14 protein-coding genes and 1 pseudogene are annotated in these 15,210 nt (G+C 69.1%); 8 read left to right on the top strand and 7 right to left on the bottom strand.

The window, feature by feature from the left end; translation table 11 throughout:
• Positions 1–177, top strand: a pseudogene (locus GGR66_RS21305) (IS110 family transposase); the annotation flags it as partial.
• 86 nt (positions 178–263) lie between these two features.
• Here the strand turns inward: GGR66_RS21305 and GGR66_RS18785 are convergent.
• The gene (locus GGR66_RS18785) at positions 264–1,193 is read right to left on the bottom strand and encodes an oxidoreductase (RefSeq protein ID WP_184449840.1); all 930 of its coding nucleotides are present in this window, start codon (positions 1,191–1,193) and stop codon (positions 264–266) included.
• Positions 1,190–2,242: an MBL fold metallo-hydrolase gene (locus tag GGR66_RS18790; protein WP_184449842.1), complete on the bottom strand. Its 1,053-nt coding sequence runs from the start codon at positions 2,240–2,242 to the stop codon at positions 1,190–1,192. Before GGR66_RS18790 ends, GGR66_RS18785 begins: the two co-directional genes overlap by 4 nt.
• A 96-nt stretch (positions 2,243–2,338) precedes the next feature.
• On the opposite strand from GGR66_RS18790, the gene GGR66_RS18795 reads away from it, so the two are divergent.
• On the top strand, positions 2,339–2,971 hold the full coding sequence (locus GGR66_RS18795; protein WP_160964604.1) for a TetR/AcrR family transcriptional regulator: 633 nt from the start codon (positions 2,339–2,341) through the stop codon (positions 2,969–2,971).
• Positions 2,972–3,002: 31 nt separating this feature from the next.
• On the opposite strand, the gene GGR66_RS18800 is transcribed toward GGR66_RS18795, so the two are convergent.
• On the bottom strand, positions 3,003–3,353 hold the full coding sequence (locus GGR66_RS18800) for a VOC family protein (RefSeq protein ID WP_048490682.1): 351 nt from the start codon (positions 3,351–3,353) through the stop codon (positions 3,003–3,005).
• A 167-nt stretch (positions 3,354–3,520) separates the two neighbouring features.
• Between GGR66_RS18800 and GGR66_RS18805 the strand changes: the two genes are divergently transcribed.
• Positions 3,521–3,925 carry a PaaI family thioesterase gene (locus tag GGR66_RS18805; protein WP_184449844.1) on the top strand — a complete coding sequence of 135 codons (405 nt, stop codon included), beginning with the start codon at positions 3,521–3,523 and terminating at the stop codon, positions 3,923–3,925.
• Positions 3,926–4,018: 93 nt separating this feature from the next.
• Here the strand turns inward: GGR66_RS18805 and GGR66_RS18810 are convergent, their stop codons facing one another.
• From GGR66_RS18810 to GGR66_RS18820, 3 genes are all read right to left on the bottom strand, one after another.
• Positions 4,019–4,321, bottom strand: a complete 303-nt coding sequence (locus GGR66_RS18810; RefSeq protein ID WP_255421792.1) for a TfoX/Sxy family protein — start codon at positions 4,319–4,321, stop codon at positions 4,019–4,021.
• 364 nt (positions 4,322–4,685) lie between these two features.
• Positions 4,686–5,408 carry a helix-turn-helix domain-containing protein gene (locus GGR66_RS18815; RefSeq protein WP_184449848.1) on the bottom strand — a complete coding sequence of 241 codons (723 nt, stop codon included), beginning with the start codon at positions 5,406–5,408 and terminating at the stop codon, positions 4,686–4,688.
• A gap of 82 nt (positions 5,409–5,490) precedes the next feature.
• On the bottom strand, positions 5,491–6,459 hold the full coding sequence (locus GGR66_RS18820) for a LysR family transcriptional regulator (protein WP_184449850.1): 969 nt from the start codon (positions 6,457–6,459) through the stop codon (positions 5,491–5,493).
• Positions 6,460–6,567: 108 nt separating this feature from the next.
• Between GGR66_RS18820 and aceB the strand changes: the two genes are divergently transcribed.
• The 4 genes from aceB to GGR66_RS18840 all read left to right on the top strand — a co-directional run bounded on the left by aceB (position 6,568) and on the right by GGR66_RS18840 (position 13,560).
• Positions 6,568–8,211 (top strand): malate synthase A, encoded by a 1,644-nt coding sequence (aceB, locus tag GGR66_RS18825; protein ID WP_184449852.1) that lies wholly within the window; start codon positions 6,568–6,570, stop codon positions 8,209–8,211.
• A gap of 118 nt (positions 8,212–8,329) precedes the next feature.
• Positions 8,330–9,625, top strand: a complete 1,296-nt coding sequence (gene aceA, locus GGR66_RS18830; RefSeq protein ID WP_160961298.1) for an isocitrate lyase — start codon at positions 8,330–8,332, stop codon at positions 9,623–9,625.
• Positions 9,626–9,860: 235 nt separating this feature from the next.
• The gene (locus GGR66_RS18835; RefSeq protein WP_160964592.1) at positions 9,861–10,904 is read left to right on the top strand and encodes a GGDEF domain-containing protein; all 1,044 of its coding nucleotides are present in this window, start codon (positions 9,861–9,863) and stop codon (positions 10,902–10,904) included.
• A gap of 28 nt (positions 10,905–10,932) precedes the next feature.
• Positions 10,933–13,560 (top strand): putative peptide modification system cyclase, encoded by a 2,628-nt coding sequence (locus GGR66_RS18840; RefSeq protein WP_184449854.1) that lies wholly within the window; start codon positions 10,933–10,935, stop codon positions 13,558–13,560.
• Here the strand turns inward: GGR66_RS18840 and GGR66_RS18845 are convergent.
• Entirely contained in the window at positions 13,512–13,835 is a 324-nt protein-coding gene (locus GGR66_RS18845; protein WP_255421793.1) for an NHLP-related RiPP peptide, read from the bottom strand. The two genes, GGR66_RS18840 and GGR66_RS18845, sit on opposite strands and share 49 nt — an antisense overlap.
• A gap of 173 nt (positions 13,836–14,008) precedes the next feature.
• Here GGR66_RS18845 and GGR66_RS18850 point away from each other — a divergent pair, with 173 nt between their 5' ends.
• Entirely contained in the window at positions 14,009–15,196 is a 1,188-nt protein-coding gene (locus GGR66_RS18850) for a putative peptide maturation dehydrogenase (RefSeq protein ID WP_184449856.1), read from the top strand.
• The last annotated feature ends 14 nt before the right edge of the window (positions 15,197–15,210 follow it).

Raw genomic sequence — 15,210 nt, forward strand, 5'->3', positions numbered from 1 at the left:
GCCCTGGTGGCCATGACCCACAACCCGGTCATCCGGGCGCTGAAACAGCGGCTAAGCGAACGCGGCAAAGCCGGCAAGCAGATCGTGTGCGCCGCCATGCGCAAGCTCCTGCACCTCGCCTATGGCGTCCTCACATCGGGCACCGCGTTCGACCCGAAAAGGGGCCTTGCCTGCTAGGGGGTAAGACGGTATCTACGGAGGCAACCTGGTTCCGTTGGTACATGGCGAGCGCAAGCCTGCAGTCGGCGCTGCCGGTGGTGCGCTCAGAACGCCACGCCAGCCAGTGCGCACGCCACCTCCCACAACTGCGCGGCCACCTGCGGATCGCGTGCCTGCCGGGCGATCCTGGCCGGTGCCGGGTCGCCTTTCAGCTCGAACAGGCCATCCGGTCCGTAGTACGCGCCACCTTGCACCTGCGGCGAGGTCGCGGCGTAGAGCGTGGGGAGTGCCCCGGCCGCGGCGGAATGACTGATCAATGGCGCCAGCCACCTGGTCGCCGTGCCCACCACGCTGCGGCGTCCGTCCGCGTCCGGGCCATTGGCGACCAGCGCGGTCTGCGCGATGCCGGGATGCGCGCAGACCGCGCACAGGCCCCAACCCCGCGCGTCACTGCGCCGCTGTAGTTCCAGCGCAAACATCAGCATCGCCAGCTTGGATTGCCCGTAGGCCTTCCAGGGACGGTACGGGCGTTCGCTCTGCAGGTCGTCGAAGTCGATGCGGCCTTGGCGGTGCGCCAGGCTCGACAGGTTCACCACGCGTGCGGCCGGCGCGGCGCGCAGCAGCGGTAGCAGCCGCGCGGTCAGCGCGAAATGTCCGATGTAGTTGCTGCCGAACTGCAGCTCCAGGCCGTCGGCGGTGGTCTGCCGCTGCGGCGGCGCCATCACGCCGGCGTTGTTGATGAGCAGATCCAGCCGCGGGTAGCGCGCCGCGATGCGCTCGGCGAAGGCGGCCACCGAGACCAGCTGCGCCAGGTCCAGCGCTTCCACGCGGACGTCGGCCGCCGGATGCGCGGCCAGGATCGCCTGCCGCGCGGTCTCGCCCTTGGCCGGGTTGCGGGCGGCCAGCACTACGCTGGCGCCCGCGCCGGCCAGCGCCAGCGCAGTTTCGTAGCCCAATCCGCGGGGGCTGGCGCCGGTCACGATCGCGAGCTTGTCGCGCTGCGACGGCAGGTCGGCCAGGGTCCAGCGGCTCACGGCGCCACCGCCTGCGCCAGCGCACGCCACCAACGCTCTCCAGTGGCCGGCTGCGTCAGGTCGACGCGCTCGCCCATCCGCGGCGTGGCCAGCGCCACGCCGGCGGCGTCGGCCAATGCCGCGAGGCGTTCGAAGGGTTCGTGCCAGGCGTGCATGGCCAGGTCGAAGGTGCCGTTATGGATCGGCAGCAGCGTGCGTCCGCGGATGTCCAGATGCGCCTGCAGGGTCTGTTCCGGCTGCATGTGCACGTGCGGCCACTCCACGTCGTAGGCGCCGTTTTCGATCAGCGCCACATCGAAGGGACCCAGTCGCTCGCCGATCGCCTTGAAGCCATCGGAGTAGCCGCCGTCGCCGCTGAAGAACAGCTTCAGTTCCTGCGTCTCGATCGCCCACGAGCACCACAGCCGGCGCCCGCGGTCGAACATGCCGCGCCCGGAGAAGTGTTGCGCCGGGGTGGCGGTCAGCGTCACGCCGTCTACCGTGGTCGACTGCCACCAATCCAGTTGCCGCACCTTGTCCGCAGCCACGCCCCAGCGCCGCAGCAGATCGCCCACGCCCAGCGGGGTCACGAACGTCCCGACGTGCTCGGCCAGGCGGCGGATGCTGGCGCGGTCAAGGTGGTCGTAATGATCGTGCGAAAGGATCACCCCGGCGATCGGCGGCAACGCGTCCAGCGCGATCGGCGGTGCGTGGAAGCGCCGCGGGCCGGCGAACGGAAACGGTGAGGCGCGTTCGGAAAACACCGGGTCGGTCAGCCAGAAGCGCTCGCGCAGCTTGAGCAGCACGGTGGAGTGACCGAGCCGGTACAGGCTGCGGTCGGGCGCCGCGAGCAGTTGCGCGGCGGTCAGCGGCAGCACCGGCAGCGGCTGCGCGGGCACCGCCTCGGGCGACTTGCGGGTCAGCAGATGCCACATGATCCGCAGGGTCCCGGCCAGACCGGGCATGCCGCTGGTGCCCGGGGTGGCGTTGCGGAAGCGGCCATGGCGGTACTGCGGCGAGCCCAGATGCGAGGGCGGGACACGGGACAGCGGGGGAGCGGACGCAGACATTGCAGCAATCCTTGAAAGGTGATCCGGCAAGGCAATTACACTACACAGTGTAGTTTCCTTTTCGTGAAAGTAAACCGTCCGGTGTAACATCCGTCCATGGTTTCTCCTTCCACGCCCACCCCGGCACGGCTGACCGAACGCAAGCGCCAGGCGATCCTGGAGGCGGCGATCGCCGAGTTCCGTGGCCATGGCTTCGAGGCCACCAGCATGGACCGCATCGCGGCCAGCGCCGGCGTGTCCAAGCGTACCGTCTACAACCATTTCCCCAGCAAGGAAGCGCTGTTCGACGAGATCCTGGTGCAGCTATGGCAGCGCAGCCTGGACACGGTCGGCGTGCCCTACAACCCGCAGCAGCCGCTGCGCGCGCAACTGCTGCAGTTGCTGCAGCAGAAGCTGCAGATGTTCGACGATCCCGCCTTCGTCGGCCTGTCGCGGATGGCGATCGCCGAAGGCATGCGTGCGCCCGAGCGTGCGCGCGAGTTAACCGCGCGCCTGGGCAGCAAGGAGGAGGGCACCCTGGTCTGGTTGCGCGCGGCCCTGGCCGATGGCCGGCTCAAGCCGTTGCAGCCCGAGTTCGCCGCGCAGCAACTGCATGCGCTGATCAAGGGCTTCGCCTTCTGGCCACAGTTGACCATGGGCCAGCCGCCGCTCAGTCCCGCGCAACAGGCCGAGGTCGCCGCGTCGGCGACCGACATGTTCCTCGGGCATTACGCGCGGGATCCGGGTTAGGGACTGCGATCCCTCGCGTCAGCCGCAGGCATCAGCCCTCGCACCACACCGCCAGCTCGTAGCCGTCGCGGTCGGCGAAGTGGAAGCGGCGTCCGCCCGGGAACGCGAACACAGGGCGCACGATGCGGCCGCCGGCCGCTTCGATGCGGGCCTGCGTGGCTGTGAGATCGGTGGAGTACAGCACCACCAGGGCACCGCCAGGCTGCGCGGTGCCGTGGAAGAAACCGCCGCTCAGGCGGCCGTCGCGGAACTCGCAGTAGTCCGGGCCGTAGTCCTGGAAGGTCCAGTCGAAGGCCTGGCCGTAGAAGGCCTTGGCCGCATCGATCGAGGCGACGGCGAATTCCAGGTAGTCGATGCGGTGATGCTGTTCGGCGCGGGACATGGGCGGCTCCTGTGGACGAGGCGCCAGTATCGGGCAGCGCGCGGCGGCTGGCTTGGCGAAAACGGCCACAGCGCACGTCCGGTGTCGGCTGCGAGCGGCATGTGCGGGCGAGCGCGATCCCGGCGATGACGGAGGCGCGGCGGCGCCGCGAACGAGGGAGCGATGGCATGGACATCCAGGTACTGGCGCGGCGGATCTTCGACGCACAAGCCTTCAGCCGGCTGCTCGGCGCGCGGCTGGACGCGATCGGCGAGGGACAGGTCGAGATCGTCCTCGACATGCGCGACGAACTGCGCCAGCAACACGGCTTCGCGCATGGCGGCGTGCTGAGCTACCTCGCCGACAATGCGCTCACGTTCGCCGGCGGGCTGGCGCTGGGCGGCGATGCGCTGACCGTCGAGTTCAAGATCAACTACCTGCGTCCGGCACGCGGCAGCCAGCTCATCGCCCGCGCGCAGACGCTCGGGCAGGGCAAGCGCCAGGCGGTGTGCCGCTGCGACATCGTCTCGGTCGAGGAGGGCGGCGAACGTCTGTGTGCCGTGGCGCAGGGCACCATCGTCGCCGCACCCTGAGCCGTGTGCCGTTGCCGGCCGTCTCGGGCGCCTGCGTCGACGCCGGGCTGCGCGAGCGCCGGTCGCGATCCGTGCGGACGCACCGCGCCGGAGTCATTTCGGCGGCAGCGTCTGCACGAAAGCGATGGCCTCGCGCAGCAGGCGCGCGGCGAGCGCGTCGTCGGCAAAGGTCTCCGGCGCGACCCGGACCCAGCCGGGCATCGCCCGGCCGCGCGATAGCATCGGCTCGATTCCCGGTATCGCCAACGCCCACGCGTCGTGACCCTTGCCGAGTCGCACCAGCACGCCATCGTCGCGCGCGCCGCACAGCAGATGGCCGTGCAGCAGCCAGGCCCAGCCACCGAACATCGGTTTTTCGGTCAGATCCCGCTGCGCACCGAGCGTGTCGCGCAGCATGTGTTCCAAGCCTGCATCTCTGGCCATGTGTCACCCAGGTCTTCGCACTTGGCGGCACGGTAGCAAACGGCGCAAGACGACAGCCTGCGCTCGATGCAGCGCGGCGCCGGCGCCGGCATGCAGGCAGGCGGTTTTCGCCGTAATCCAAGCGAATGCAGGTGCGCGCGTAGGCGCGGTTCCTGGCCACTTTTGCGGCACCAGCCTTGTCGGAGGACTGCACTGTGGGAGGGACTTCAGTCCCGACGACGGAGGGTGTCAGTCGGCGTTCGGCTTCGCTTGTCGCGGCTGCATGACAGGTGACTCCTACAGGGGGCGACAGCGCGCGTTTGTCGCGATCGGCGGCGCATTGCCGTTGCAGACGCTGTCAGCGCGCGTGCCGCTGCACCAGCTCGCGTGGGCTGAGCCCGGTCAGTTGCCGGCTGTCGCGCACCAGGTGCGGCGCATCGCCGTAGCCGGCCTCGAGTGCCGCCGCAGTCAGGCTGGGATGCCGGTGGGCCAGGCCCAGGAAGCGTTGCAGGCGCAGGATGCGCTCGAGGGTCTTGGCGCCGTAGCCGAAGGCGTCGTGGCTGCGCCGCCGCAGCGTGCGTTCGCTGACGCCCAGCATGCGGGTCAGCGCGGCCAGGCGCGGTGGCGTGTCGCCGGCGAGTTGTGCGAACAACCAGGCCATCTCGCGGTCGGCCTGCAGCGGGCGGCTGGCGCACAGTGCGTGCAGGGCCGCCAGCGGGTCGGCGGCCTCTTCCAGGCGCGCCTGCCAGTGACGGCCGCGTCTGCCCCACAGCGCGTCCAGCGGTATGCGCTGGTCGGCGATGGCATGCAGCGACAGGCCGAGCAGGCTGGGCCCGGCGCCCGTAGCCAGCCGCACCGCCGTCAGCACGCTGCCCGGCGCCACTACGGCATCGGTGGCGCGACGATCCGGCCCGGCCACGAACAGCGCACGGCCGTCCCAGATCAGATCGACGCAGCCGTCGGGCAGCACCTGCGTCGTGGCGGTCTCGGCTTCGCCCTGGCGGAAACGCCAACTGCAGCGCAGGCGGTCGCGCAACGCCGGTGGTGCGTCGCATTCGGCGTAGCGGGAGGGCAGGGACATGGGCGGTCGGTGTGCAGCGAGCGTGCCGCCACCGTAGCAGAGGCAATGGCGCCGCTGTCTCGCGCTGTCTCGCGCTGTGTGGCTACCGCTCCGACGGCCCGCTCTCGTCGTAGCCGCGCGGGGTGAACAGGTCCGGCTGGATCAGTTCGATGAAGGCACGTGCCTGCGGCGACAGGTACTTGCCCTTGCGCACCACCACGCCATAGCTGCGCGCCGGGAAGTAATCGCCCAGGGCGCGGGTGGCCAGGCGCGCATGGTCGGCGTCGGTGAGGCAGATCGAACTGACGATGGACACGCCCATGCCCATCGCCACGTATTGCTTGATCACCTCCCAACCGCCGACTTCCAGTGCCACGGTGTAGGGCACGCGCGCCTGCTGGAATACCAGGTCGACCAGGCGGTAGGTGACCTGGCGCCGCGGCGGCAGGATCAGCGGGTAGGGCGACAGATCCTCCAGGGTCAGCTTGGGCTTGCGGGCCAATGCGTGGTCGCGCGGGGCGATCAGCAATTGCTCGAAGCGGTACACCGGGGCGTAGCTGAGGTCGGCCGGCACGTCGAGCATCGAGCCGACCGCCAGGTCCACCGCGTCCTCGCGCAGCAGGTCGGTGCCGTCGGCGCTGATCGCGTTGTGCAGGGTCAGCCGCACCTGCGGATGGCGGGCACGGAAGGCCTCCACGATCTTGGGCAGCAGATAGAGGATGGTGGAGCTGTTGGCGGCGACGTTGAGCTCGCCGGCATCCAGCCCGCGCGCCTTCTCGCGGAAGTCCGCCTCCAGCCGGTCCAGGCTCTCCACCAGCGGCTGCGCCATCTCGTACAGCAACTGGCCCTCGCGGCTGGGCACCAGTCGGCGGCCACTGCGCTCGAACAGCACCACGCCCAGCTCCCGTTCCAGCGCCTGCAACTGCAGGGTCACCGCCGGCTGGCTGACGAACAAGGCTTCTGCCGCCCGTGATACCGCACCCAGCCGCACCGTCTGGCAGAACGCGCGCAGCGGTTTCAACCGGTCGGATTTATAAGGAAATCGCGGGGTTGCAGTGCTGCCCGTGGCCATGACGTGATAGATATAAGTCTTGCTTATATAAAGCATTGACAAAACTGCTTTGTCAAATACATGCGCTAGAAGCACGGTGGAGCCCCGGAAACATCGAGGAATCCCCACATGTCCGCCCCCGCTTTCGCCGCCGCTCCCGACCCATCCAGGCGTTCCACGCCGGGCATTGCCCTGACCACGTCGCTGGCCGGCCAGGACGCCTTGCTGCCACCGCCGCTGCTGGCCCTGCTGGTGTCGCTGCACCGGGCGACCGAGCCGGAGCGGCAGGCGCGACTGGCGGCGCGGCGCGAGCGCCAGGCGTTCTTCGACGCCGGCGGCCTGCCGGATTTCCGTGACGACACCCGCGCCATCCGCGACGGCGACTGGCAGGTGGCGCCGCTGCCGGAGGCGCTGCAGGACCGCCGGGTCGAGATCACCGGCCCGACCGATCCGAAGATGGTCATCAACGCGCTGAACTCCGGCGCCAAGGTGTACATGGCCGACTTCGAGGACTCGACCGCGCCGACCTGGCGCAACCTGGTCGCCGGCCAGCGCGCGCTGGCCGAGGCGGTGGCCGGGACGCTGACCTTCACCGCGCCGGCCGCGCGCGACGGCAGCCCGGGCAAGCGCTACGCGCTGCGCCCCTACGAGGAACAGGCGGTGCTGATCGTGCGCCCGCGCGGCTGGCACCTGGACGAGAAGCACGTGCTGGTCGACGGCCAGCCGCTGGCCGGCGGCCTGTTCGACGCGGCGCTGTTCGCCTTCCACAACGGCCGCGCGCTGCAGGCCAAGGACCGCGGCCCGTACCTGTACCTGCCCAAGCTGCAGTCGATGGAGGAAGCGGCGCTGTGGGAGACCGCGCTGGCCCACGTCGAGGACATGCTCGGCCTGCCGCAGGGCCAGATCAAGGTCACCGTGCTGATCGAGACGCTGCCGGCGGTGTTCGAGATGGACGAGATCCTGCACGCGCTGCGCGGCCGCATCGTCGGCCTGAATTGCGGCCGCTGGGACTACATCTTTTCCTACCTGAAGACCTTCCGCCGGCATCCGGACCGGGTGCTGCCCGAGCGTGGCCAGGTGACGATGACCCAGCCGTTCCTGAAGGCGTATTCGGAACTGCTGATCCGCACCTGCCACCGCCGCGGCGCGCATGCGATGGGCGGCATGGCCGCGCAGATTCCGATCAGCCACGACGAGGCGGCCAACGAGCAGGCGATGGCGCGGGTGCGCGCGGACAAGCTGCGCGAAGTCACCGCCGGCCACGACGGCACCTGGGTGGCGCACCCGGCGCTGATCCCGATCGCCCGGTCGGTGTTCGACGAGCACATGCGCACGCCGAACCAGCACGCGGTGCGCCGCGAGGACGTGCAGGCCGACCGCGACACGCTGATCGCCCCGTCCGCCGGCACCATCACCCGCGCCGGCTTCGAGGGCAACATCGAAGTGTGCGTGCGCTACCTGGCGGCGTGGCTGGACGGCAACGGCTGTGTGCCGATCCACCACCTGATGGAGGACGCCGCCACCGCCGAGATCAGCCGCAGCCAGCTGTGGCAGTGGCTGCACGTGGGCGGCCTGCACCTGGACGACGGCACCGCCATCGACTTCGCCCTGTTCGACACCTGCCTGCGGCAGTTGCCGGCGCGGCTGGGCGAGCGCGCGCTGCTGCCGGGCGGCGCGCGGGTGGACGAGGCGATCGCCTTGCTCGACAAGCTGACCGGTGACGAAGAATTGGCCGACTTCCTGACCTTGCCGGCCTACCAGTTGATTGATTGAACGCGGGGATTGGGGAGTCGGGATTGGGGATTCGCAAGGGCGGATGCCCGTCCTCCCCGAAGCCGACCGCGACACCCCCACCGTTTCATCGCTGCATCCATTTCGAGGAGAACGCCAGATGAGCACCACGCTGCAGACAGCCGAACAGATCCAGCGCGACTGGGACACCGATCCGCGCTGGGCCGGGATCACCCGCAACTACACCGCCGCCGACGTGGTGCGCCTGCGCGGCACGGTGCATGTGGAGCATTCGCTGGCCCGACTCGGCGCCGAGAAGCTGTGGAAGTACCTGCACGAGAAGGACTTCGTCAACGCGCTGGGCGCGCTGACCGGCAACCAGGCGATGCAGCAGGTCAAGGCCGGGCTCAACGCCATCTACCTGTCCGGCTGGCAGGTGGCCGCCGACGCCAACCTGGCCGGGCAGATGTATCCCGACCAGTCGCTGTACCCGGCCGACTCGGTGCCGGCGGTGGTCAAGCGCATCAACAACACCCTGCTGCGCGCCGACCAGTTGCACCATGCCGAAGGCAAGGACGAGATCGATTTCCTGCAGCCGATCGTGGCCGATGCCGAGGCCGGCTTCGGCGGCGTGCTCAACGCCTTCGAACTGATGAAGGCGATGATCGAGGCCGGCGCGGCCGGCGTGCACTTCGAGGACCAGCTGGCGTCGGTGAAGAAGTGCGGGCACATGGGCGGCAAGGTGCTGGTGCCGACCCGCGAGGCGATCGAGAAGTTGAACGCCGCGCGCCTGGCCGCCGACGTGATGGGCGTGCCGACCCTGCTGGTGGCGCGCACCGATGCCGAGGCCGCCGACCTGGTGACCAGCGACATCGACCCCAACGATCGCCCGTTCACCACCGGCGAGCGCACCGTCGAAGGCTTCTTCCGCACCAACAAGGGCCTGGACCAGGCGATCAGCCGCGGTCTGGCCTATGCGCCCTACGCCGACCTGATCTGGTGCGAGACCGGCAAGCCGGACCTGGAGTTCGCGCGCAAGTTCGCCGAGGCCATCCACGCCAAGTTCCCCGGCAAGCTGCTGGCCTACAACTGCTCGCCCAGCTTCAACTGGAAGAAGAACCTGGACGACGCCACCATCGCCAAGTTCCAGCGCGAGATCGCCAGTTACGGCTACAAGTTCCAGTTCATCACCCTGGCCGGCTTCCATGCGCTGAACTACTCGATGTTCAACCTGGCGCACGGCTATGCGCGCCGGCAGATGAGCGCCTTCGTCGAGTTGCAGGAGGCCGAGTTCGCCGCCGCCGACCGCGGTTTCACCGCGGTCAAGCACCAGCGCGAGGTCGGCACCGGCTACTTCGACGCGGTGACCCAGGCGATCCAGCAGGGCCAGTCCTCGACCACCGCGTTGACCGGGTCGACCGAGGAAGAGCAGTTCCACGGCGAGAAAGCGGCCTGACCTGCAGCCAGACGCTTACGACTCGCCCCTCCCTGGCAGGAGGTGGGAAGCCCGGGTTCGCCCGGGCTTTTTTTGCGGCACGCTGGCGCCAGCGGCGGGCAGCTGTCTACCGTGTGCGACAGCTGGCCGTAGCGTCTCTTTGGCGACGAGATTGGCTGTGAAACGTATCGTGAGCATCACGTGTAGGTGCTATGCTCCCCAGCCAGGGGCCAGCGACGTCACATGAGGGGGCCGGATGAGCTGCGACAGCGCCGCATCCACCGCACGCGGCACAATTTCCAACGCTGCGGTCGCTCCGAAGCCGAACGAGCTGGCGGTGCTGACGGCCGCGGAATTGCGCCTGTTTTCCGAGTTCGGTCGCGCCCGCACGGTGCGCGCCGGCGATGTGCTGTTCCGCCGCGGCGACGGCGGCAGCGCCATGTTCGTGATCACCAGCGGCGTGATCGATCTGGATTTCGGCGAGGACCTGGTGGTCAAGCACCTGGGCCACGGCGAGTTCTTCGGCGAGCTGGGTCTGTTGATCGGCAACCACATGCGTAGCGCCGACGCGCTCGCCGCCAGCGATGGCGCCCTGGTGGAACTGGACCACGATGACTTCCAGCGCCTGGTCGACCGCGACCCGGGCGTGGTCGCCTACTTCCTGCGCCGTACCATCATGCGCGTGGTGATGAACGAGCAGACCCTGATCCGCCAGCTGCGCCGACGCAACCGCGACCTGGAGGCGGCGCTGGACAACCTCTACGCCACCACCCACCAGCTCACCCAGACCGAAGAGCTGGTGCGCACCGACGAACTTACCGGCCTGCACAACCGCCGCGGGCTGATCCTGCGCCTGCAGGAGTGCCGCCGCGACGGCCGTTCGCCCGGTCCGGGCCTGCTGCTGATCGACTGCGACCGCTTCAAGCACATCAACGACGCCCACGGCCACCTGGTCGGCGACCGCGTGCTGCAGAACGTCGCCAACATCCTGCGCTCGGTCGCCGGGCCGGACGACATCGCCTGCCGCCTGGGCGGCGACGAGTTCTGCCTGCTGGTGGCCGCCGGCACGGTCGAGGATCTGCGCCGCATCGGCGAATTCGTGCTCGCCACCGTGCAGAACCTGCTGGGCGTGCCGCACCCGGCGCCGCACATCTGCCCGGTCAGCATCGGCATCAGCCGGGTCGACCCGCATTCGGACTGGAACGACTGGTACGCCAACGCCGATGCGGCGCTGTACGAAGCCAAGCGTCAGGGCGGCAATCGCCTGTACTGGCACGACCTCGCCTCCGCCAACTGCTGAGCCACCGCGCCCCCGCCGAGCCGCCGCCATGACCGACGTCCCCGCACCGCCGCCCGAGGTCCCGCAGCTCCGCACCCTGCTGCTGACCGACCTGTGCGACTCGGTGGCGCTGGTGGAAAAACTCGGCGACGCCAAGGCGGCCGAACTGTTCAAGCAGCACGACTCGCTGGTGCTGGAGCTGCAGCAACGTTGGCGTGGCCGCCTGATCGACCGCTCCGACGGCCTGCTGCTGCTGTTCGAACGGCCCATCGACGGCCTCGGCTTCGCCCTGGACTACAGCCGCGGCCTGCACGCCCTGGGCGCGGCGCGCGCGCTGGAGCTGAAGGTGCGCGCTGGCCTGCACGTCGGCGAGGTGCTGACCTGGCGCAACAGCGACGCCGCGGTGCAGGTGGGCGCCAAGCCGCTGGAAGTGGAAGGCCTGGCCAAGCCGACCGCGGCGCGGCTGATGACCCTGGCCCGACCCGGACAGATCCTGCTCTCGGCGGTGGCCGAGTCGCTGACCCATCGCGCCGCGCGCGAACTGGGCGAGCGCGGCGAGCGCCTGCTGTGGAAATCGCACGGCCGCTGGCGCTTCAAGGGCATGCCCACCGCGCAGGAGATCTACGAAGTCGGCGAGATCGGCCACACCCCGCTGCGCGCGCCCAAGCCCACGCCCAAGGCCTGGCGCGACATCCCCCTGTGGCGCCGGCCGGCGGCGCTGGCGGCGGAAGCGGCACTGATCGCCGCGTTCGCGCTCGGCGCCTGGTTCGTCACCCGCCCGCAGCCGGCCATCGCCTTCGCCGAGCGCGATTGGGTGGTGGTGGGGGATCTGCGCAATCTCACCGGCGATGTCGCCCTGGACGACTCGCTGCAGCAGGCCTTCCGTATCAGCCTGGAACAGTCGCGCTATGTCAACGTGCTCAGCGATCTGAAGGTGCGCGATACGCTGATGCGGATGCGCCGCGATCCAGAGCACACGCCGTTGGATCGCGCCATAGCTTCGGAGATCGCGCAGCGCGACGGTGCGCGCGCCGTGCTGCTGGCCACCGTCTCGGAGGTCGGGGGACGGGTGCGGGTGAGTGCGGAAGTGGTCGATCCGCGGACGCAGGCGACCGTCTATGCCGAGTCCCACGACGGCCGCGGAGCGGGCTCGGTGCTGGCCTCGATCGATTCGGTGACCGCATCGCTGCGCGAGCAATTGGGCGAAGGCGAAGAGATCATCAGAAAGAATTCGCCGCCGCTGCCGAGCGTCACCACCAGCAGCCTCGATGCCCTGAAGGCTTACGCCATCGCGGTGAAGTACTTCACCCGGCGCGACTATCAGACCGCCGATCAGTACTTCGCCAAGGCGGCGGAGATCGACAAGGATTTCGCGCTCGCCTACATGGGGTCGATGCGGGTCGAGATCTCCACCGCCAACAATCGCGCGGCGCTGCAGTATCTGGCCAAGGCCATGGCCTTGCGCGACCACCTTTCCGAACGCGATGCGCTGTACCTGGATGCATGGGCGAGCGAACTCGGCCCGCACCCGTGGCGGCAGGCCAAGCAGAAGTGGAAGATGCTGTCGGAACTGTATCCGGACTACTACGCCGGCGCGGCGCAGTTCGCCTGGGACGAGTTCACCGAAGGCAATTACGCTTCCGCCGCGCATAGCGTGCAGAAGTTCGCGGTGCCGCAGAATCCGCTGCGCGACGTGGCGGTGGAACTGCAGGGTCGCATCTACCTAGCGCAGGGCCGGTATGGCGACGCGCTGAACGCCTTCAAGCAGGCCGAGGAACTTGGTGGCTATCCGGCGACCCGGCGCCATGCTGCGGCGTTCGCGGCGATGAAAGACTATCCGGCGGCTGGCAGGATCATGGCGGCGCTGGCGGCGTCGGGAACGGCGCTGACCGACCACTTCGAACAGATCTCCATTCCGCTGGACCAGGGACGTTTGCACGATGCCGCCGCTGCCGCGCAGGCGGCCGTGGCGGCGTCGGCGGATGCCGAGCCAGTGATCCGTTATCCGCTGCAGATCGCGCAGCAGGCGGTCGCCTTCGTTACCGATCCGCGCACGGTGGACAGGGCGTTGTTGGCGCGAATCGCCGGCGAAGCGTTGGAGCGCGCGGTCCACGGTGACGCCGGCGATCGCGACGACCTGATCATCGTCGCGATGTCGGCGATCCGCTTGGCGCAGCGCAGCGGCGACCGAACGCTGTACGACCTGCACGCTGCGCAGCTCGCGTCCCTGGTCGCGGAGTCGGGCTTTCCGCCCATGACCAAGCTGCTGTCCTTGCTGCAGGCGCAACAGCTCGTCGACAGCGGAAATCCCACGCGTGCGGTCGCTCTGTTACGCGAACAGATCGATGGCCGGGAGCCGTACCAGCTCCATGTCAGCCTGCGTGACGCCTTGCTCGCGGCCGGCGAGAAGAAACAGGCCATCGCCGAAAACGACTGGCTGGTCGCGCGTCGCGGCCTGGCGTACATCGAGCCGACCGGCGGACTGGTGCTGCAATCGATGAATGTCGCCGACGCGAACCTGGCGGTGCTGAGTACCACGGAAATCCTGGCCAGCCTTGGCGAGGCCGACCAGGCGCGGCAGAAGGCGGAAACCTTCCGACGCGCCTGGGCCGGGCAAGCGCTACCGAACTATCTGGCGGTCAGGCTGGCGACGACGGAACCCGCCTCGAAACAGTGAACGACCGTGTGCGTACCCTCGGCGGTGAGGTAGGCCAGCAGCAATTCCAGGGCTTCCTGGATTTCTTCCTTGCTCGCCAGGTCCGACGTGCACAGGCAGGTCGGCTCCTCCAGCGCGGCAGCGGCGCGTTGCTCGGAAAGGCCGAGGCTACGCAGCGCCGCGCCCGGATCCTGCGCGAACAGCGCGCGGAAGTCGTCGTCGGTGGACAGAAGCGTGAGCAATTGCTGGGCGGTGGCGAGATCGAAGGGCGGATGCCCCTGCGGCTGATCGGTCATGATGTGGTCCCCTGTTGCGATAGCGGTGGACATGCGATGCACGCATGGTGGAGGTGCGGTTGCCACGGGTGCTCGCAGGAGCGACCGGGGCCGCGACGGTATCCTAGCAGTCCGGCATCTCTCCAACGTGGCAAATCGATGCAGCGCTCCCGCACCGCGGAAACGAGGGATTCATGCGCCTGAGGCGCTGCGCCGTGCTGTTCGTCGAGGCGAGGGAAAGCGTGGCGTTCGACCTGGCTAGCCTGCTGCGGGGCGGTGCGGGCCTGCGTCGCCGGCGGGCCTGGGTCGCCCTGGCGCCGCACTTGGACGGCGAGCTCGAACTGGACGTGGCCGAGCTTCCGTTGCTCGGCCAGGTCAGTCCTACGGAATGGGTCGAGCGCGCACAACTGGTCGACCATGCGGACGATGCGATCGAGCGGGCGCTTGAGCGCGGCCTGCTGATCGGCGACGACGCACGTTCTGCGGCGTTTCGCGAACGCGACGAGGCATTGCGGTCCGCGCATTGGTGGCCGGCTGCCGCCGTCGCGCACTGGGCGAGCCGTTGGCAGGGCATCGATGGGGTGACCGCGATGGAGCGCAACGGCATGGTGTCCGCCCCCGACCTGCGCCGCAAGCTGGGGGCGCCACCGCCCGAAGTGCAGGAGGTCGATTCCGGTCTCGCCAGGATTCCGCTGCCGCGGCTGGACGACGGCGCGTTCGAGGCCATGCTTGCGCGTCGCGTCACCTGCCGCAACTACGACGCTGCCCGCACGCTGCCGCATGCGCTGTTCCTGCGGATGTTGCAGCGCGTGCTGATGGCGCGGGCGACGCTGCGTGTCCAGGACGATACGATATTCCTGAAGAAGAACGTGCCGTCCGCTGGCGGGTTGCATCCCACCGAAGCCTATCTGCTGGTGCGCCGGGTGGAAGGGATCGAGCCGGGGCTGTACCACTACCACCCGGTGGAGCATGCGCTGTCACCGTTGTCGTGCCCTGGGCCGGACATCGACGCATTCGCGCGTCTGGCGCTGGCCGGACAGCACTGGTTCGCCGATGCCCACGTGCTGGTGCTGCTGGCGCCGCGATTCAACCGGACGTTCTGGAAGTATCGCCAGCACGCCAAGGCTTACCGCGCACTGACCCTGGACGTCGGCCACATTTCGCAGGCGCTGTACTTTTCGGCGACCGATCTGGGGTTGGGCGCGTTCGTCACCTCTGCCATCAACGACGTCGATCTCGGCAAGGCACTGGGCCTGGATCCGATGCGCCAGAGCGTCATGGCGATCTGCGGCTTCGGTTGGCGGTCCGAGCACGCAGCGACGACCGAGTTCGATCCGGCGTGCGACGTCTGGGCGGCGGGGTCCGCTTCGCGGCAGGTGTGACCATGTTGGACGAC

This window comes from Xanthomonas sp. 3498, from assembly GCF_014199795.1.
Taxonomy (GTDB): domain Bacteria; phylum Pseudomonadota; class Gammaproteobacteria; order Xanthomonadales; family Xanthomonadaceae; genus Xanthomonas_A; species Xanthomonas_A rydalmerensis.